This window comes from Rhodoplanes sp. P11 (assembly GCF_964266735.1).
Classification (GTDB): domain Bacteria; phylum Pseudomonadota; class Alphaproteobacteria; order Rhizobiales; family Xanthobacteraceae; genus Rhodoplanes; species Rhodoplanes serenus.
Genome location: NZ_CAXWGY010000019.1, coordinates 424,637 through 443,696, shown reverse-complemented (window position 1 = coordinate 443,696; position 19,060 = coordinate 424,637). Strand labels below are relative to the sequence as shown.

At 67.9% G+C, this 19,060-nt stretch carries 16 protein-coding genes; 15 read left to right on the top strand and 1 reads right to left on the bottom strand.

Annotation, left to right across the window (positions count from 1 at the left end; translation table 11 throughout):
- Window positions 1-7: 7 nt before the first annotated feature.
- The 15 genes from nuoG (at window position 8) to ACFQUV_RS21085 (ending at window position 17,728) form a co-directional block, all read left to right on the top strand.
- On the top strand, window positions 8-2,089 hold the full coding sequence (gene nuoG, locus ACFQUV_RS21155) for an NADH-quinone oxidoreductase subunit NuoG (RefSeq protein ID WP_129609245.1): 2,082 nt from the start codon (window positions 8-10) through the stop codon (window positions 2,087-2,089).
- Window positions 2,090-2,094: 5 nt separating this feature from the next.
- Window positions 2,095-3,120: an NADH-quinone oxidoreductase subunit NuoH gene (gene nuoH / locus ACFQUV_RS21150; protein ID WP_111383980.1), complete on the top strand. Its 1,026-nt coding sequence runs from the start codon at window positions 2,095-2,097 to the stop codon at window positions 3,118-3,120.
- Between the two features lie 10 nt (window positions 3,121-3,130).
- Complete coding sequence (nuoI, locus tag ACFQUV_RS21145; protein ID WP_111383981.1) at window positions 3,131-3,619, top strand: NADH-quinone oxidoreductase subunit NuoI; 489 nt, start codon at window positions 3,131-3,133, stop codon at window positions 3,617-3,619.
- Between the two features lie 121 nt (window positions 3,620-3,740).
- The gene (locus tag ACFQUV_RS21140; RefSeq protein WP_129609244.1) at window positions 3,741-4,370 is read left to right on the top strand and encodes an NADH-quinone oxidoreductase subunit J; all 630 of its coding nucleotides are present in this window, start codon (window positions 3,741-3,743) and stop codon (window positions 4,368-4,370) included.
- Window positions 4,367-4,675 (top strand): NADH-quinone oxidoreductase subunit NuoK, encoded by a 309-nt coding sequence (gene nuoK / locus ACFQUV_RS21135; protein ID WP_111383983.1) that lies wholly within the window; start codon window positions 4,367-4,369, stop codon window positions 4,673-4,675. Before ACFQUV_RS21140 ends, nuoK begins: the two co-directional genes overlap by 4 nt.
- Window positions 4,676-4,683: 8 nt before the next feature.
- Window positions 4,684-6,783 (top strand): NADH-quinone oxidoreductase subunit L, encoded by a 2,100-nt coding sequence (gene nuoL / locus ACFQUV_RS21130; RefSeq protein WP_129609243.1) that lies wholly within the window; start codon window positions 4,684-4,686, stop codon window positions 6,781-6,783.
- Window positions 6,783-8,306, top strand: coding sequence for an NADH-quinone oxidoreductase subunit M (locus tag ACFQUV_RS21125; protein WP_129609242.1), 1,524 nt, complete (start codon window positions 6,783-6,785; stop codon window positions 8,304-8,306). The genes nuoL and ACFQUV_RS21125 overlap by 1 nt, the downstream gene beginning before the upstream one ends.
- 60 nt (window positions 8,307-8,366) lie before the next feature.
- The gene (gene nuoN, locus ACFQUV_RS21120) at window positions 8,367-9,803 is read left to right on the top strand and encodes an NADH-quinone oxidoreductase subunit NuoN (protein ID WP_129609241.1); all 1,437 of its coding nucleotides are present in this window, start codon (window positions 8,367-8,369) and stop codon (window positions 9,801-9,803) included.
- 103 nt (window positions 9,804-9,906) lie between these two features.
- Complete coding sequence (locus ACFQUV_RS21115; RefSeq protein ID WP_129609240.1) at window positions 9,907-10,740, top strand: biotin--[acetyl-CoA-carboxylase] ligase; 834 nt, start codon at window positions 9,907-9,909, stop codon at window positions 10,738-10,740.
- The gene (locus tag ACFQUV_RS21110; protein ID WP_129609239.1) at window positions 10,737-12,407 is read left to right on the top strand and encodes a ribonuclease J; all 1,671 of its coding nucleotides are present in this window, start codon (window positions 10,737-10,739) and stop codon (window positions 12,405-12,407) included. Before ACFQUV_RS21115 ends, ACFQUV_RS21110 begins: the two co-directional genes overlap by 4 nt.
- Before the next feature lie 62 nt (window positions 12,408-12,469).
- On the top strand, window positions 12,470-12,874 hold the full coding sequence (gene mce, locus ACFQUV_RS21105; protein ID WP_129609238.1) for a methylmalonyl-CoA epimerase: 405 nt from the start codon (window positions 12,470-12,472) through the stop codon (window positions 12,872-12,874).
- 389 nt (window positions 12,875-13,263) lie between these two features.
- Window positions 13,264-13,536: a DUF1467 family protein gene (locus ACFQUV_RS21100; RefSeq protein ID WP_129609237.1), complete on the top strand. Its 273-nt coding sequence runs from the start codon at window positions 13,264-13,266 to the stop codon at window positions 13,534-13,536.
- A gap of 555 nt (window positions 13,537-14,091) precedes the next feature.
- Window positions 14,092-15,420 carry a proline--tRNA ligase gene (proS, locus tag ACFQUV_RS21095; protein ID WP_129609236.1) on the top strand — a complete coding sequence of 443 codons (1,329 nt, stop codon included), beginning with the start codon at window positions 14,092-14,094 and terminating at the stop codon, window positions 15,418-15,420.
- A gap of 331 nt (window positions 15,421-15,751) precedes the next feature.
- Window positions 15,752-17,020 (top strand): lipoprotein-releasing ABC transporter permease subunit, encoded by a 1,269-nt coding sequence (locus ACFQUV_RS21090; RefSeq protein ID WP_111387425.1) that lies wholly within the window; start codon window positions 15,752-15,754, stop codon window positions 17,018-17,020.
- Between the two features lie 15 nt (window positions 17,021-17,035).
- On the top strand, window positions 17,036-17,728 hold the full coding sequence (locus tag ACFQUV_RS21085) for an ABC transporter ATP-binding protein (RefSeq protein ID WP_129609235.1): 693 nt from the start codon (window positions 17,036-17,038) through the stop codon (window positions 17,726-17,728).
- 98 nt (window positions 17,729-17,826) lie between these two features.
- Here the strand turns inward: ACFQUV_RS21085 and ACFQUV_RS21080 are convergent, their stop codons facing one another.
- Complete coding sequence (locus ACFQUV_RS21080) at window positions 17,827-18,111, bottom strand: PilZ domain-containing protein (protein ID WP_378395646.1); 285 nt, start codon at window positions 18,109-18,111, stop codon at window positions 17,827-17,829.
- Window positions 18,112-19,060 lie beyond the last annotated feature (949 nt).

Below are 19,060 nucleotides of genomic sequence, written 5' to 3'. Positions count from 1 at the left end.
GGCCAGCGTGACCAAGATCGTCGTCGACGGCATCGAAGTGGACGTCCCGCCGGAGTTCACGCTGTTGCAGGCGTGCGAACAGGCGGGCGCCGAGATTCCGCGCTTCTGCTTCCACGAGCGCCTGTCGATCGCCGGCAACTGCCGCATGTGTCTGGTCGAGCTGAAGGGCTCGCCCAAGCCGGTGGCGAGCTGCGCCTGGGGCGTGCGCGACTGCCGGCCGGGGCCGAACGGCGAGCCGCCACAGGTGAGCACCAAATCGCCGATGGTGCGCAAGGCGCGCGAAGGCGTGATGGAGTTCCTGCTGATCAACCATCCGCTCGACTGCCCGATCTGCGACCAGGGCGGCGAGTGCGACCTGCAAGACCAGGCGATGGCCTACGGGGTCGATTCCTCGCGCTTCCAGGAGAACAAGCGCGCCGTCGAGGACAAGTATCTCGGCGTGCTGGTGAAGACCTCGATGAACCGCTGCATCCAGTGCACCCGCTGCGTGCGCTTCGCCACCGAGGTGGCCGGCGTGCCGGAGCTGGGCGCCATCGGGCGCGGCGAGGACATGGAGATCACCACCTATCTGGAGCAGGCGCTGACCTCGGAGCTGCAAGGCAACGTGGTCGATCTCTGCCCGGTCGGCGCGCTGACCTCCAAGCCCTATGCCTTCACGGCGCGGCCCTGGGAGCTCGCCAAGACGCAGTCGATCGACGTGATGGACGCGGTCGGCTCGGCGATCCGGGTCGACACCCGCGGCCGCGAGGTGATGCGCATCCTGCCGCGTCTCAACGAGGACGTGAACGAGGAGTGGATCTCCGACAAGACCCGCCACGTTGTCGACGGTCTGCGGGTGCAGCGGCTCGACCAGCCCTATGTGCGCGAGAACGGCCGGCTGCGCCCGGCCTCGTGGAGCGAGGCGTTCCGGGCGATCGCCGCCAAGATCGACACCACCGGGCCGGGCCGCATCGGCGCGATCGCGGGTGATCTCGCCTCGGTCGAGGAGATGTTCGCCCTCAAGGAGCTGCTCGGCGGGCTCGGATCGAAGAACCTCGACTGCCGTCAGGACGGCTCGGCGCTCGATCCGGCGCTCGGCCGCGGCACCTATCTGTTCAACCCCACCATCGCGGGTATCGAGACGGCCGGTGCGCTGCTGATCGTCGGCGCCGATCCGCGCCGCGAGGCGGCGGTGCTCAACGCCCGCATCCGCAAGCGCTGGCGGGCCGGGCCGTTCCCGATCGGACTGATCGGGCCGCGTCTCGATCTCACCTATCCGGTGCAGTATCTCGGGGCCGGGCCGGACACGCTGTCGGAGCTGGCGGCCGGCACGGGCGATTTCGCGGCGATCCTGAAGAATGCCGAGCGTCCCATGCTGCTGCTCGGCAGCGGCGCGACCGCGCGCCCGGACGGCGCCGCCGTGGCCTCGCTCGCCGCCAAGGCGGCGGTCGGGCTCGGCTGCGTCGAGGACGGCTGGAACGGCTTCGCGGTGCTGCACACGGCGGCCTCGCGGGTCGGCGGCCTCGACATCGGCTTCGTGCCGGGGCAGGGCGGCCTGAAGACCGCCGAGATGATCGGTTTCGGCACCCTCGACGTGCTGGTGCTGCTCGGCGCCGACGAGGTCGAGGTCGCGCCCGAGACCTTCGTGGTCTACATCGGCACCCACGGCGATCGCGGCGCCCACCGGGCCGACGTGATCCTGCCCGGCGCCGCCTACACCGAGAAGTCGGGCCTGTGGGTGAACACCGAAGGCCGGATCCAGATGGGCCTGCGCGCCGGCTTCCCGCCCGGGGATGCGCGTGAGGACTGGGCGATCCTGCGGGCGCTCTCCGACGTGCTCGGCCGCCGCCTGCCGTGGGACTCGCTGGCGCAGCTCCGCACCATGCTGTTCAAGGCGCATCCGCATCTCCAGCGCATCGACCGCATCGAGCCGGCGAGCGCCGACGATGTCCACCGCCTCGCCTCGCGCGGCGGCACCGTGGGGGAGGCGGCCTTCGCGCCGCTCGTCACCGACTTCTACCTGACCAACCCGATCGCCCGTGCGTCCGCCGTGATGGCCGAGTGCTCCGCACTCGCCCACGGCGCCGGCGCACTGCGCGCCGCGGAGTGACCCCGATGGCCGAGCTGTGGAACGACTATCTCTGGCCGCTCCTGATCATCGTCGTGCAGAGCCTCGCGCTGCTGCTGATCCTGATGACGGCGATCGCCTACATCCTCTACGCCGACCGCAAGATCTGGGCGGCCGTGCAGATCCGCCGCGGCCCCAACGTGGTGGGGCCGTGGGGGCTGCTGCAATCCTTCGCCGACATGCTGAAGTTCGCCCTCAAGGAGCCGATCATCCCGGACGGCGCCAACAAGGGCCTGTTCATCCTGGCGCCGATCGTCACCTGCGTGCTGGCGCTGTCGGCCTGGGCGGTGATCCCGGTGGCGGAGGGCTGGGCGGTGGCCGACATCAATGTCGGCATCCTCTACATCTTCGCCATCTCGTCGCTCAGCGTCTACGGCATCATCATGGCCGGCTGGGCGTCGAACTCGAAATACGCCTTCCTGTCGTCGCTGCGCTCGGCCGCCCAGATGGTGTCCTACGAGGTCTCGATCGGCTTCGTCATCATCACGGTGCTGCTGTGCGTCGGCTCGCTCAACCTGTCGGCGATCGTCAAGGCGCAGGACACCCCGTGGGGGCTGCTCGGCTGGTACTGGCTGCCGCTGTTCCCGATGTTCATCATCTTCTTCGTGTCGGCGCTGGCCGAGACCAACCGGCCGCCCTTCGACCTGGTCGAGGCGGAGTCGGAGCTGGTCGCCGGCTTCATGGTGGAATACGGCTCGACCCCCTACGTGCTGTTCATGCTCGGCGAGTACGTGGCGATCACCACCATGTGCGCCATGTGCACCATCCTGTTCCTGGGCGGATGGCTGTCGCCGATCCCGTTCCCGCCGTTCACCTGGGTGCCGGGGGTGATCTGGTTCACCCTCAAGGTGCTGTTCGTCTTCTTCATGTTCGCCTTGGTGAAGGCGTTCGTGCCGCGCTACCGCTACGACCAGCTCATGCGGCTCGGCTGGAAGGTGTTCCTGCCGATCTCGCTCGTGATGGTCGTGATCGTCGCGGGCGTGTTGCAGTACACCGGGCTGGCGCCGAAGTGAGGATGACCCGATGAGGCTCGACCAGGCCGCGAAATCTCTGTTCCTGTGGGAGTTCGTGCAGGCGATCGGCCTGTCGATGCGGTACTTCTTCAAGCCGAAGCCGACCATCGACTATCCGTTCGAGAAGAACCCCATCTCGCCGCGCTTCCGCGGCGAGCATGCGTTGCGCCGCTATCCGAACGGCGAGGAGCGCTGCATCGCCTGCAAGCTGTGCGAGGCGATCTGCCCGGCGCAGGCCATCACCATCGAGGCGGGGCCGCGGCGCAACGACGGCACAAGGCGCACCACCCGCTACGACATCGACATGGTGAAGTGCATCTATTGCGGCTACTGCCAGGAGGCGTGCCCGGTGGATGCCATCGTCGAGGGGCCGAACTTCGAGTTCGCCACCGAGACGCGCGAGGAGCTGTACTACGACAAGGCGCGGCTGCTGGCGAACGGCGACCGCTGGGAGCGCGAGATCGCCCAGTCGATGGCGATCGACGCGCCGTATCGGTGATCGCGATGGCAGCCTCCGTCCAGGTCCCGTCCACCGCGCACCTTTCGCCCTCTCTCCGCGCGCGGGGAGAAGGCTGGCAGGCGCCGTGCCTCGTTCCGTCCGCCCCGCCGGAGGCGTGTTCATGATCCCCGCGCTGTTCTTCTATCTGTTCGCCGGCGTCTGCGTCGCCTCCGCCCTGATGGTGATCGCCTCGCGCAACCCGGTGCACTCGGTGCTGTTCCTCATCCTGGCCTTCGTCAACGCTTCGGGCCTGTTCGTGCTGATGGGGGCGGAGTTCCTGGCGCTGATCCTGGTGGTCGTCTATGTCGGCGCCGTGGCGGTGCTGTTCCTGTTCGTGGTGATGATGCTGGACGTCGACTTCGTCCAGCTCCGCCGGGGCTCCTTGCAGTACCTGCCGGTCGGCGGGTTGGTCGGCCTCGTGCTGCTGGTCGAGCTCTTGCTGGTGGTCGGCGCCTGGGCGATCGGTCCCGGCGTGCAGAAGACCGTGGCGCTGCCGATCCCGACCGACATGAGCAATGCCGAGGCGCTCGGCCGCGTGCTCTACACCCGCTACGTCTACTTCTTCCAGGCCGCCGGTCTGGTGCTGCTGGTCGCGATGATCGGCGCCATCGTGCTGACGCTGCGCCACAAGCCGAATGTCCGCCGCCAGGTGATCTCCGACCAGCTCGCCCGCCGCAAGGAGGACATCATCGAGCTGAAGACCATGCGGCCGGGGCAGGGCGTTGCCGAAGTCCAGGGGGAATCGCGATGACCATCGGGCTCGGCCATTATCTCTCGGTCGCCGCGATCCTGTTCACCATCGGGATCTTCGGCATCTTCCTCAACCGCAAGAACGTCATCATCATCCTGATGTCGGTGGAGCTGATCCTGCTCGCCGTGAACATCAACATGGTGGCGTTCTCGACCCATCTGGGCGACCTCGTCGGCCAGGTGTTCGCCCTGATCGTCCTCACGGTCGCGGCCGCCGAGGCGGCGATCGGCCTCGCCATCCTGGTCGTGTTCTTCCGCAATCGCGGCTCGATCGCGGTCGAGGACATCAACATCATGAAGGGCTGAGCGGCGCGATGTACCAGGCCATCGTCTTCCTGCCTCTGCTGGGCTTCCTGATCGCCGCCGCGATCGCCATCGTCGGCGCCCGCGCGCAGCATCCGGGCGGCTATCCCGAGCCCGGCGCCGAGGACCATACGCACGGACCCGTCGACGAGAGCCGGCACGGTGCCCCGTCACCGCACGGCGATCACGCCGCCCTCCACGTCTCCCACGACGAGCACGACCACCACGCCGCCGAGCCGGCCGCGTGGGGCTCGCGGCCCGCCGAGGTGGTGACCACGACGCTCCTGTTCGTCTCCATGGCGCTGTCCTGGATCGCCTTCGCGCGCGTCGGCTTCGGCGGCCTGGAGGTGCGCGAGGCGATCGCCCCGTTCATCTTCTCGGGCGAGCTGAAGGTCGACTGGGCGCTGCGGGTCGACACCCTGACGGCCGTCATGCTGGTGGTGGTCACCACCGTGTCGGCGCTCGTCCATCTCTACTCGATCGGCTACATGGTCGACGATCCCGGCCGGCCGCGCTTCTTCGCCTACCTGTCGCTGTTCACCTTCGCGATGCTGATGCTGGTGACGGCCGACAACCTGGTGCAGCTGTTCTTCGGCTGGGAGGGCGTCGGGCTCGCGAGCTATCTGCTGATCGGCTTCTGGTACAAGAAGCCGTCCGCCAACGCCGCCGCCATCAAGGCCTTCGTGGTCAACCGGGTGGGCGACTTCGGCTTCCTGCTCGGCATCTTCGCGGTGTTCGTCGTCACCGCGGCGGTCGACTTCGACACCATCTTCGCGCAGGCCCCGGCGCTGGCCGGCAAGCCCATCCCGTTCCTGAGCTGGGAGGTGGACGCCCTCACGGTGATCTGCCTGCTCTTGTTCATGGGTGCCATGGGCAAGTCGGCGCAGTTCCTGCTGCACACCTGGCTGCCCGACGCCATGGAAGGCCCGACCCCGGTGTCGGCGCTCATCCATGCCGCCACCATGGTGACGGCCGGCGTGTTCATGGTGGCGCGGCTGTCGCCCCTGTTCGAGCTCGCTCCGACGGCGCTCGCCGTCGTCACCTTCGTGGGCGCCACCACGGCGCTGTTCGCCGCCACCGTCGGCCTGGTGCAGAACGACATCAAGCGCATCGTCGCCTACTCGACCTGCTCGCAGCTCGGCTACATGTTCGTCGCCATGGGGGTGGGGGCCTACTCGGTGGGCATGTACCACCTGTTCACCCATGCCTTCTTCAAGGCGCTGCTGTTCCTCGGCTCCGGCTCGGTGATCGTCGCGATGCATCACGAGCAGGACATCCGGATGATGGGCGGGCTCAGCCGCAAGATCCCGTTCACCTACGCCATGATGCTGGTCGGCACCCTGGCGCTGACCGGCTTCCCGCTGACCGCCGGCTACTTCTCGAAGGACGCCATCATCGAGGCCGCGTTCGCGAGCGACCACGCCGGCCACAATCCGATGGCGTTCTACGGCTTCGTCTGCACGGTCGCGGCTGCGGCGCTGACATCGTTCTACTCGTGGCGTCTGGTGTTCAAGACGTTCCACGGGCAGCCGCACGACCGCCACCACTACGACCACGCGCACGAGAGCCCGCTGCCGATGCTGATCCCGCTCGGGGTGCTGGCGGCCGGCTCGATCCTGGCGGGGCTGCCGTTCTACGACGCCTTCGCGGGCAACAGCGTGGCAGCCTTCTTCCGCGGCTCGCTGTCGGTGACCGGCATCCTCGAGGAGATGCACCACGTCCCGGCGATGATCGCCTATCTGCCGACCGTCATGATGGTGGCGGGCTTCGCGGTCGCCTGGGTGTTCTACATCAAGAGCCCCGGCATCCCGCGGGCGCTGGCCCGGACGTTCAAGCCGGTCTACCTGTTCCTGCTCAACAAGTGGTACTTCGACGAGCTCTACGACCGCATCTTCGTGCGGCCCGCCATGTGGCTCGGCCGCGCCTTGTGGAAGGGCGGCGACGGCCGGCTGATCGACGGGCTCGGCCCCGACGGCGTCTCGGCCCGCGTGCTCGACGTGACCCGCAACGTCGTCCGGTTGCAGACCGGCTACCTGTATCACTATGCGTTTGCGATGCTGATCGGCGTCGCGGCGCTGGCGACGTGGTTCATCCTCGGGGGACTTCGGTGATGGCGAGCTGGCCCGTCCTTTCCGTCACCACCTTCCTGCCGGCCTTCGGCGCGCTGCTCATCATGATGCTGCGTCAGGAGGACGAGGCGGTGAAGCGCAATGCGCGCTGGATCGCCCTGTGGACCACGCTCATCACCTTCGCGGTGTCGATGGTGATGGTGTGGCGCTTCGACTCCGGCTCGCCGGAGTTCCAGTTCGTCGAGCGGCAGCCCTGGCTCGCCGGCACCATCACGTATCACATGGGCGTCGACGGCATCTCGCTGCCCTTCGTGATCCTGACGACGGCGCTGATGCCGCTGTGCATCCTGGCGAGCTGGAAGCCGATCCAGCGCCGCGTGAAGGAGTACATGGTCGCCTTCCTGGTGCTGGAGACCATGATGGTGGGCACCTTCGCGGCGCTCGACGTCGTGGTGTTCTACCTGTTCTTCGAAGGCGGCCTGATCCCGATGTTCCTGATCATCGGGGTGTGGGGCGGCCCGCGCCGGGTCTATGCCAGCTTCAAGTTCTTCCTCTACACGCTGCTCGGCTCGGTGCTGATGCTGATCGCCATCCTGGCGATGTACGGGGAGGCCGGCACCACCGACATCCCGACCCTGATGGCGCACGACTTCCCGCGCACCCTCCAGACCTGGGCGTGGCTCGCCTTCTTCGCCTCGTTCGCGGTGAAGATGCCGATGTGGCCGGTGCACACCTGGCTGCCCGACGCCCACGTGGAGGCGCCGACCGCGGGGTCGGTGATCCTGGCGGCGGTCCTGCTGAAGATGGGCGGCTACGGCTTCCTGCGCTTCTCGCTGCCGATGTTCCCGGACGCCTCGGAGTACTTCGCCCCGATGGTGTTCGTGCTCTCGGTGGTGGCGATCGTCTACACGTCGCTCGTCGCGCTGATGCAGGAGGACGTGAAGAAGCTGATCGCCTACTCGTCGGTCGCCCACATGGGCTTCGTCACCATGGGGATCTTCACCGGCAACACGCAGGGTGTCGCCGGCAGCGTGTTCCAGATGATCTCGCACGGCATCGTGTCGGGCGCGCTGTTCCTCTGCGTCGGCGTCATCTACGATCGCATGCACACCCGCGAGATCGCCGCCTATGGCGGGCTGGTGAACCGCATGCCGGTTTACGCCGCGATTTTCATGCTGTTCACGCTGGCGAATGTCGGGCTGCCCGGCACCTCGGGCTTCGTCGGCGAGTTCCTCACCCTGATGGGGGCCTTCCGGGTCAACACCTGGGTCGCCACCATCGCGTGTCTCGGCGTCATCCTGTCGGCCTGCTACGCCCTGTGGCTCTACCGCAAGGTTGTGTTCGGGGCGCTCGAGAAGCCGTCGCTCGCGGCCATCCGCGACGTCGAGCTGCGCGAGATCGTGGTGTTCGCGCCGCTGATCGTCCTCACCATCTGGTTCGGTGTCTATCCGAAGCCGGTGCTCGACATGTCGGCCGCCTCGGTGTCGGCTCTGGTCCAGAGCTACAACGAGGCCCTGGGGACGCCGAAGACCGCGGCCCTCGGCCGGCCTTCCGCGGCGGAGTGATCCTCGCTCCGCCGCGACCTCCGCTTTCCCGTCCGCGTCACCGCTAGACCACGGCACCCCATGACCAACGCAGTCGAGCTTCCCCTCCTGTATCCCGCGATGCCCGAGATCGTGCTCGCGGTCGGGGCCATGGTGCTGGTCCTGATCGGCGCGTTCCGGGGCGATCGGTCGACCGGGGCGGTCGGCGGCTTCGCGGTCATGCTGCTCATCGCCGCCGGCGTGCTGGTGGCGCTGATGCCGTCCGAGACGGTGACGACCTTCGGCGGCAGCTTCGTGGTCGATTCCTTCGCGCGCTTCTTCAAGCTGCTGGTGCTGATCGGCTCGGCCACCGCGGTGCTGATGTCGACCGACTTCCTCTCCACCGAGGATCGTCGCAAGTTCGAGTATCCGGTGCTGATCGTGCTCTCCACCACCGGCATGCTGATGCTGGTGTCGGCGGCCGACCTGATCGCGCTCTATCTCGGCCTCGAGCTGATGAGTCTGGCGCTCTACGTGGTGGCGGCGATCGATCGCGACCGCATCAAGTCCACCGAGGCGGGCCTGAAGTACTTCGTGCTCGGCGCGCTGTCGTCCGGCATGCTGCTCTACGGTGCCTCGCTGATCTACGGCTCGACCGGCTCGGTCACCTTCGCGGGCATCGCGCAAGGGGCCGCGGCCGGCGGCGTCGGGCTCACCTTCGGGCTGGTGTTCCTGCTCGCCGGCCTCTGCTTCAAGATCTCGGCGGTGCCGTTCCACATGTGGACGCCGGACGTCTACGAGGGCGCGCCGACGCCGATCACGGCGTTCTTCGCCGCCGCCCCCAAGGTCGCCGCCATCGCGGTGTTCGTGCGCGTGACGATGACGGCGTTCCCGACCGTCGGGCCGCAGTGGCAGCAGATCGTCGTGTTCGTCTCCATCGCCTCGATGGCGCTCGGCTCGTTTGCGGCCATCGGCCAGACCAACATCAAGCGGCTGATGGCCTACTCGTCCATCGGCCATGTCGGCTTCGCGCTGGTCGGCCTCGCGGCCGGCACCGTCGAGGGCGTCCAGGGCGTGATGATCTACATGGCGATCTATCTGGCCATGACGCTCGGCACCTTCGCGGTGATCATCGCAATGAAGCGCGAGGAGGGGCCGGTGGAGGAGATCGCCGATCTCGCCGGGCTCGCCCGCACCAAGCCGGGCGTCGCCTTCGTGCTCGGCATGATGCTGTTCTCGCTCGCCGGCATCCCGCCGCTCGCCGGCTTCTTCGCCAAGTTCTACGTGTTCCTCGCCGCCGTGAACGCCGGGCTCTACGCCCTCGCGGTGATCGGCGTGGTGACCAGCGTGGTCGGCGCCTACTACTATCTCGCCATCGTCAAGGTGATGTATTTCGACGAGCCGGCTCCGGCCCTGTCGCCGATGCGCGGCGAGCTCGGCCTGGTGCTGACGGTCACCGGGCTGTTCGTCATCTTGTTCTTCGTCTATCCGGCCCCGCTGGTGAACGCCGCCGCAGCGGCTGCGAAGTCGCTGTTCTGAGCTGGTTCACCACCTCCGTTCGTCCCCGCGCAAGCGGGGACCCAGGAGCCGAACAGAACTGGCCGAACAGAACTGGATACCTGCTCCGGCGGGAACGAGCGGAATGCGGAACGATCGTCACGCCTCTGGACACGCCGAGGACGCCTGCGTCCTCGATCCGTCGGCCGCCGCGGCGGGCGTGCGCCACAGGGCCTTCGACACCATCGACTCGACCAATGCCGAAGCGCTGCGGCGGGCCGGGGAGGGTGAGCGTGGCCCGCTGTGGATCACGGCGGTGCGCCAGACCGCCGGGCGCGGGCGGCGCGGCCGCCCGTGGGCGTCGGAGCCCGGCAACCTGCATGCGAGCCTGCTGCTCGCCGATCCGGCGCCGATTCCGCAGGCGTCGCAGCTCTCCTTCGTGGCCGGTCTGGCTGTTCACGATGCGCTCTGCGCCGTCGCCCCCGCGCTGGCTGCTCGGCTCACCCTGAAGTGGCCGAACGACGTGCTGTGCGGTGGCCGCAAGCTGGCCGGCATTCTGGTCGAGGGCGAGACGCGCGGCGGGCTCACCGCGGTGGTCGGCATCGGGATCGATTGCGTGCATCATCCGGCCGAGGCGCTCTATCCGGCGACCGACCTCGCGGCCGAAGGCGCCTCCGTCTCGGCCGGTCAGGTGTTCGCCGCGCTTTCCCGTACCATGGTGCGCCGGCTGGCCGAATGGGACCGCAGCCATGGCTTCGAGACCATCCGCCGCGCCTGGCTGGCGCGGGGCCCCGCGCCGGGCGCAGCCCTGACGGTGCGTTTCGACAATACCGAGACCACCGGCTTGTTCGAGACCATCGACGAGCACGGGAATCTGGTAATCACCGGAGCCGAGGGCATCCATAGGATCGCGGCCGGCGACGTCTTTCCGCTGGCGCGGCCAGGTCCGGCGCCCTCCGCGAACCGGCGATACCCATGACCCAAAAAGGCGACGAGCTCGTCTTCGCCCCGCTCGGCGGGGTCGGCGAGATCGGCATGAACCTCTCGCTGTACGGGTATGGCCGCGAGCGCAAGCGGGCCTGGGTTGCGGTCGATTTCGGCGTCGCCTTCGGGGGCGACGACCTGCCGGGCGTTGACCTGGTGATGCCCGACATCCGCTTCCTGTTGGCGGAGCGCAAGAACCTGCTCGGCCTCGTCCTCACCCACGGGCACGAGGACCATTTTGGCGCGCTGATCGACCTGTGGCCGCGCCTGAAGGTGCCGATCTACACGACGCCGTTCACGGCGGCGCTGTTCGAGGCCAAGCGCCAGGCGGAGCCGGGCGCCCCCGAGATCCCGATCCAGGTGGTGCCGCTCGGCGGCACCATCCGGCTCGGCCCGTTCGAGATCGAGCTCGTCTCGATGTCGCACTCGATCCCGGAATCCAACGCGCTGATCATCGGCACGCCGCTCGGCCGGGTGCTGCACACCGGCGACTGGAAGCTCGATCCGACCCCGGTGGTGGGACCGCCGACCGACGAGGCGCGGCTGCGCCGGCTGGGCGAGGAGGGCTGCCTGGCGCTGGTCGGCGATTCCACCAATGCGGTGCGCGAGGGCCGCTCGCCGTCGGAGACCGAGGTCGGTAAGACGCTGGCGGAGCTGATCGCCGAGGCGCCGCAGCGGGTCGCCGTCACCACCTTCGCGTCACACGTCGCCCGGGTGCGCTCGATCGCCGAGGCGGCCCACGCCTGCGGCCGCGAGGTCGTGGTGGTCGGCCGCGCCATGGAGCGCATCAGCCAGGTGGCGCGCGAAACCGGCTATCTCGACGGCATTCCGGATTTCCGCTCGGCCGAGACCTACGGCTACCTGCCGCGCGACAAGGTGGTGGCGCTGTGCACCGGCAGCCAGGGCGAGCCGCGCGCCGCGCTCGCCCGTATCGCCACCGACTCGCATCCCGAGATCGGCCTCACCAGGGGTGACCGGGTGATCTTCTCGTCGCGCACCATTCCGGGCAACGAGAAGGCGGTGAACCGGGTGATCAACGGCCTGGTGGCGCAAGGTGTCGAGGTGATCACCGAGCGCACCCATCTGGTGCACGTCTCCGGGCATCCGCGCCGCGACGAGCTGGCCGACCTGTTCGGCTGGGTGCGGCCGAAGGTGATGATCCCGGTGCACGGCGAGCCGCTGCATCTCGCCGAGCACGCGGCGCTCGCTCGCCGGCTCGGCGTGCCCGAGGTGATCGGCTGCCGCGACGGCGACCTGGTGCGCATCGCGCCGGGACCCGCCGGCATCGTCGACGAGGTGCCGCAGGGCCGGCTCTACAAGGACGGCCACCTGATCGTCGAGGCCGAGGCCCGCACGGTGCCGGACCGCCGGCGGCTCGGCTTCGTCGGCGTCGTCTCGGTCGCCCTCGCGCTCGACGAGACAGGCGTGATGGCCTCCGATCCCGAGGTCGCGTTGATCGGCATTCCGGAGACCGACGGGTCCGGGCGCAGCCTCGCCGAGCTGGCGCTCGCCACCGTCACCGACACGGTGGAGCACCTGCCGCGGGCGCGCCGGCGCGATCCCGACAGCGTCGCCGAGGCCGTCCGGCGTTCGGTGCGGGGCACCCTTGCGGCCGCCTGGGGCAAGAAGCCCCTGTGTCTGGTCCATGTCTTGACGGTATAAGGGCTCAGTTTTCAACGACCGGCGCGGGACCTCCTGCGATACGGGAACCGAAGGGGACTGTCATGATCGGACGCCTCAACCATGTGGCGATCGCCGTTGCGAATCTGGAGAAGGCGTCGCGCCTCTATCGCGAGACCATGGGGGCCGAGGTGTCCGAGCCGCTGCCGCAGCCCGCGCACGGCGTCACCGTCGTGTTCATCAACCTGCCCAACACCAAGGTCGAGCTGCTGGAGCCGCTGGGCGACAACTCGCCGATCGCCAAGTTCCTGGAGAAGAGCCCGGACGGCGGCATCCACCACATCTGCTACGAGGTGGAGGACATCATCGCGGCGCGCGACAAGCTGAAGGCCGGCGGCGCCCGGGTGCTCGGCGACGGCAACCCGAAGATCGGCGCCCATGGCAAGCCGGTGCTGTTCCTGCATCCGAAGGACTTCAACGGCACGCTGGTCGAGCTGGAGCAGGCGTGACGCCTGCGGTCGCGAGGCTCGTTCCCCGGACGCCAGAACTGTAGCCCGGGCTGAGCGCCGCGAAGCCCGGGGCTCCTGCCGACGGGACGATCTGGGTCCCGGATCTCGCTCCGCTCGATCCGGGCTACGGAGCCACGGTCGCGGGGCTCGTCCCCCTGGCGCCAGAATTGTAGCCCGGGCTGAGCGCCGCGAAGCCCGGTGCTCCTGCCGACGGGGCGATCTGTGTCCCGGATCTCGCTCCGCTCGATCCGGGCTACGTTTTGATCTCTTCCGACCCGGCGCCCTTGCTCCGGCCCCCCATCGCTGTTAGCGACACCCGGTGAACGCCTCGCGCCCGGCACCGGGCGACGACGCGACGACATCGGCCTCAACTGCGGGCACGCACCCCCATGCCCTGGACCACCTTCGCGGCCATCTACTTCGTCACCTGGTGGATCGTGCTGTTCGCGGTCCTGCCGTTCGGCGTCCGCGCCCAGCACGAGCATGGCGAGGTGTCGCCCGGCACCGACCCGGGCGCGCCGGCCGCGCCGGCGCTGCTCGCCAAGGCCGGGTGGACCACGCTGGTCACCACCGTGCTGGTCGCGGCGTTCTGGGCCGCCCATGCGGCCCGGCTGGTCGACCTCGAACAGTTTGCGACGCTGTGGGGTCTCTTTCCGCGCTGACCCGTCCCGCTCGCTGCGCACCCGCGCTATGACTCGGGATGCGCCGTCGTTCCGGAGAGGCAGCCGTGCTTCGCTGATCGGAACGCGAATCGGCTGTTCGCCGAACCTGAATTCATCGAACAGGGTTGGAGTTCTGCGGTGCCCCGCTCTCGCGGTGCCGACCGGCCGTCGGCCCGACCGGGTGGCTCGAGATAAAAAAAAAGCAGGAACGATGTCCTGCTCCTTACCGAGTTTTTTGCCATTTCTCCGCTATCTTGTTTTCGGAGCGGCTGCGATCGAGCGCGCCGTTTGGCTCTTCCTCCCACAGACCTGGACCACACCCCCGGCGCAAGAAAGTTTCATTCCCGGCCGCCGGGAGCGACGATCGTGTCTTAGCCAATCAAGACTGGTTTGTCATCACGGTTGTCGTGCAGTGCAACATCGAGCGTAATGTTCCGCAGTTCGTTACAATAGCGGTCCGCCAGCTCTTCGCCGAAAGCCTGAACATCGCTGTTCGCGCTTGTCTTTTCGGTTCCGATCCGGTTTCTCTGCGATATTCTCCAAGGAGTTTGGATCATGCGCCTGTCCCGTTTCTTCCTGCCGATTTTGCGCGAGACGCCGAAGGAAGCGGAAATTATGTCGCACCGGCTGCTGCTGCGGGCCGGGATGATCCGCCAGGAGGCGGCCGGCATCTACGCCTTCCTGCCGCTGGGGCTGCGGGTGCTGCGCAAGGTGTGCGCCATCGTCCGCGAGGAGCAGGACCGGGCCGGCGCCGTCGAGATGCTCATGCCGACCATCCAGTCGGCCGAGCTGTGGCGGGAGAGCGGACGCTACGACGACTACGGCAAGGAGATGCTGCGCATCAAGGACCGCCACGAGCGCGAGATGCTGTACGGCCCGACCAACGAGGAGATGATCACCGAGATCTTCCGGGCCTATGTCCGCTCCTACAAGGACCTGCCGCTCAACCTCTACCATCTCCAATGGAAGTTCCGAGACGAGGTGCGGCCGCGATTCGGCCTGATGCGCGGGCGCGAGTTCCTGATGAAGGACGCCTACTCGTTCGATCTCGACTACGAGGGCGCCCGGCACGCCTACAACAAGATGTTCGTGGCCTATCTGCGCACCTTCGCGCGGCTCGGCCTCAAGGCGATCCCGATGGTCGCCGACACCGGCCCGATCGGCGGCAATCTCAGCCACGAGTTCATCATCCTGGCGCAGACCGGCGAGAGCGAGGTGTTCTGCCATCGCGATTATCTCGACACGCCGGTGCCGGACGCCGGGGTCGACTTCGACGACGTCGCCGGTGTCCAGGCCATCGTCGACCAGTGGACCGCGCTCTATGCGGCGACCTCGGAGAAGCACGACGCGGAGGCGTTCGCCGCCATCCCGGAAGCCTCCCGGGTGTCGGCGCGCGGCATCGAGGTCGGCCACATCTTCTATTTCGGCACCAAGTACTCGGAGCCCATGCGGGCCGTGGTGGCGGGCCCCGACGGCGTCGAGCGTCCGGTCCATATGGGGTCCTACGGCATCGGGCCGACCCGGCTGGTCGCCGCCCTGATCGAGGCGTCGCACGACGAGGCCGGCATCGTCTGGCCGGAGCCGGTGGCGCCGTTCCAGGTGGCGGTGGTCAATCTGAAGCAGGGCGACGCGGCGACCGACGCGGCGGCGGGCGAGCTCTACCGCGACCTATCGGCGCGGGGCGTCGAGGTGCTGTATCACGATCTCGACGAGCGGCCCGGCTCCAAGTTCGCGACCGTCGACCTGATCGGCGTCCCCTGGCAAATCTTGGTCGGCCCCAAGGGGCTCAAGGAGGGCAAGGTGGAGCTCAAGCGCCGCGCCGGTGGCGACCGCGAGCTCTTGTCGCCGGCCGACGTGCTGGAGAAGCTGGCTCCGAAGAGGTGAATACTGGAAGGCGGGCAGCGCATTTCACCTCTCCCCGCACGCGGGGAAAGGTCGGAGTCCGCGCCTCGAGGCGGGTGGCGGGTGAGGGGGGCGTTTCGGCTCGAGCTGAAACGCTGCACCCCCTCCCCACTACGCGGGGCGAGGGAGTCTCGGCGCCGTGTCCGTGCGAGCATGCCCCGAGCGATCATGCAACCGGCGCGCCGGCCTCAATCCGCCCGAATTGAATGAAATCGGTCGAGCCGATAAACCTGCGCGCAACGCACCCGATCCTGGACCATCGATCTCGCTAATCCGCCAGAATCGGGTGTAATCCCGCCTGGAGAGAATCGTCATGACCGACTCCGCCGGGACCCGGCCGTTCGCGCCCTTCGAGTGGATGCTGTCGCTGCGCTACCTGCGCGCCCGGCGCAAGGAGGGATTCATCTCCGTCATCGCCGGGTTCTCGTTCCTCGGCATCATGCTCGGCGTCGCCACGCTGATCATCGTGATGGCGGTGATGAACGGCTTCCGCACCGAGCTGCTCGACAAGATCCTCGGCCTCAACGGCCATCTGCTGATCCAGCCGCTCGAATCGCCGCTCACCGACTTCGAGCCGGTGGCGGCGCGGATCGCCGCCGTTCCGGGCGTCAAGCTGGCGGCGCCGATCGTCGAGGGCCAGGCGCTCGCCTCGTCGCCCTTCGCGGCCAACGGCGTGCTGGTGCGCGGCATGCGGGCCGCCGACCTCGACAAGCTCGCCTCGATCTCAAAGAACATCAAGAAGGGCACGCTCGAAGGCTTCGACCAGGGGCAGGGGATCGCCATCGGCAAGCGCCTGGCCGATCAGCTCTCGCTCCAGGCCGGCGACAACCTGACGCTGGTGGCGCCGCGCGGCGCCGTGACGCCGATGGGCACCACCCCGCGCATCAAGCCCTATCGGGTGGCGGCAATCTTCGAGATCGGCATGTCCGAGTACGACGCCGCCTTCGTGTTCATGCCGATGCCGGAGGCGCAAGCCTATTTCAACCGCTCGAACGACGTCACCGCCATCGAGGTCTACATCACCGATCCCGACTCGGTCGACCGCTACCGCAAGCTGATCGCCGAGGCGGCGCAGCGGCCCATCTACATGATCGACTGGCGCCAGCGGAACGCCACCTTCTTCAACGCGCTCCAGGTGGAGCGCAACGTGATGTTCCTGATTCTCACGCTGATCGTGCTGGTGGCGGCGCTCAACATCGTGTCCGGCCTGATCATGCTGGTGAAGGACAAGAGCCAGGACATCGCCATCATGCGCACCATGGGGGCGAGCCAGGGTGCCATCATGCGCGTCTTCCTGATCACCGGCGCCTCGATCGGCGTGGTCGGCACGGTGATGGGCTTCATCGTCGGCACGCTGGTTTGCGTGAACATCGATTCGATCCGCCAGTTCCTGTCCTGGGTGACGCAGACCGACCTGTTTCCGCGCGAGCTCTACTTCCTGTCGCGGCTGCCGGCCGAGATGGACGCCGGCGAGACCGTCGCGGTGGTCGTCATGGCGCTCGGCCTGTCGCTGCTCGCCACCCTGTACCCGTCCTGGCGGGCGGCCCGTCTCGACCCCGTCGAGACCCTTCGTTACGAGTAGACGGCGAGCACCCCGATGGCCGCGACCGAAAGCCCCGTCGTCTTCCTGCATCAGATCGAGCGGCAGTATCGCCAGGGTGACGTCACCCTCGACGTGCTGAAGGGCGCCGAGCTGGCTGTCTGGTCCGGCCAGATGGTGGCGCTGATCGCGCCGTCCGGCGCCGGCAAGTCGACGCTCCTGCACATTGCCGGACTGCTGGAGCATCAGGACGCCGGCGAGGTCTATATCGACGACGTGCCGACCTCGAATCTCTCAGACACCGAGCGCACTCGCATCCGGCGCAACGAGATCGGCTTCGTCTATCAGGCGCACCATCTGCTCGGCGAGTTCACCGCGGTCGAGAACGTGATGCTCCCGCAGATGATTCGCGGCCTGCCGAAGCACGAGGCGCAGGAGCGCGGGGCGGAGCTTCTGTCCTATCTCGGCCTCAAGGATCGTCTCACCCACCGGCCGGCCGAGCTGTCGGGGGGCGAGCAGCAGCGCGTCGCCATCGCGCGCGCGGTCGCCAACGCGCCGCGGCTCCTGCTCGCCGACGAGCCGACCGGCAATCTCGATCCGAAGACCTCCGAGCACGTGTTCCGGGCGCTGACCCAGCTCGTGCGCGCATCGCGGCTCGCCGCCGTCATCGCCACCCACAATCTCGACATCGCGGCCCGCATGGATCGCCGGGTGACCCTCAAGGACGGGCGCATCCTTGAGGTGGAGTAGCGGGCCGGCGAAGAGCCACCGCAGCACGGATGGTGAACACCGGATTGATCCGGGTCAATGATCCAAGGCTGCCTCGGTGACGGTCGGCGGGGCGGCTGTCAAGCGAAGCTGACGCCGAGCCGGTTTTCGGTTCGCCAGATTACTCGGCACATCCGGTTCGGTGCGCCCTCGACATGCAGCTCGAATTCGCGCGGAATGCCGAAGGTCCCCGAATGGACCTGCAAGCAGGCGCCCCCGTCCGACAGGTTCCGCACGGCACATTCGATCTTCGGGGCCTTCGCGCTCACGGCGATGCGGCCCGATTTGAGGACCCTGGTTCGGCTGCTTTTACGACGCTCGTCCATGGCGCCTACGCTCCGCCGCGGCGCGGCGATCGCGGTCATTCTTCCAGCGTGGCTTTGCGATTCCCTTAATCGTACGGGCGACTGTCGACCGGCGAGGCCGGTGTGGCGCCGATAGCAGGGCGAGGTGTGTCGGGCTGCCCGCGAGGTCCCGGAGATCGCGACGGGATGTCGGCTGGCGATGCCGCGAGACGGTGGCGACGCAGTGCAGGGGACACGCGGTCCGGCGCGCAGGGAACGGTTCGACAGGGAGCCGAACGCCGACCGAAGGCCAGCCGAAAGCCAGTGCCGTGACCGCGAGACAAACAGACTTGACATATGAACGAATAGAGAACTAATGTTCCTTTAATGTTCCAATCAAGCCTTGGGGGCACCACCATGCAGTCTGTCACCACGGACGTGATGCAGGCCCTCGCTTCGGTGACCTTGTTGGCCGGGACGCTGGTGATCTGGGCCCGCCTGCTCGACGTGCTGTAGAGCGTTTTCAGGAGGGCATGCCGGTTCGCTGTCGAGGAGCATTTTCCGGCGAAGCGGACTTCGGTTCGCCGTCGGAAATGCGATCAAATAAGGACTTCTAGAGCGGAGCCCGATCCAGTTGGGCCGGAGTCCGCTGGAGAAGGCGATCACGGAGGAGGGCTGGCGGGCTTCGATTTCGTTGGATGGGGTTTCCGGGGTTTTCTGCTCCGGCCGGCTCTGGCCGGCTCTGGCTCTGGTTCTGGCTGTGGGCTTCGGGACGGTGATCTCCCGCTGTCGCCGCCGGCCGGCTCCATCGTCCGGTCGTAGCAGGGTGTATGCATCTGCCTCTGGCAGGTCCATCTCTGGCACGTCCACCTCTGGCACGGTCGCCACTCCCACGATCGCCTGTGCACGAGCGGGGCCGGTGGCTGGACTCGGGCCGGGAGGGTCCGCGATGGTGGGGCGGGTCCCCGGACGAGTCCGCGGCTCGCGAGCGCCGGGGAGGCGGTCGCCGGCAGGCGGTCCGCCAAATGGT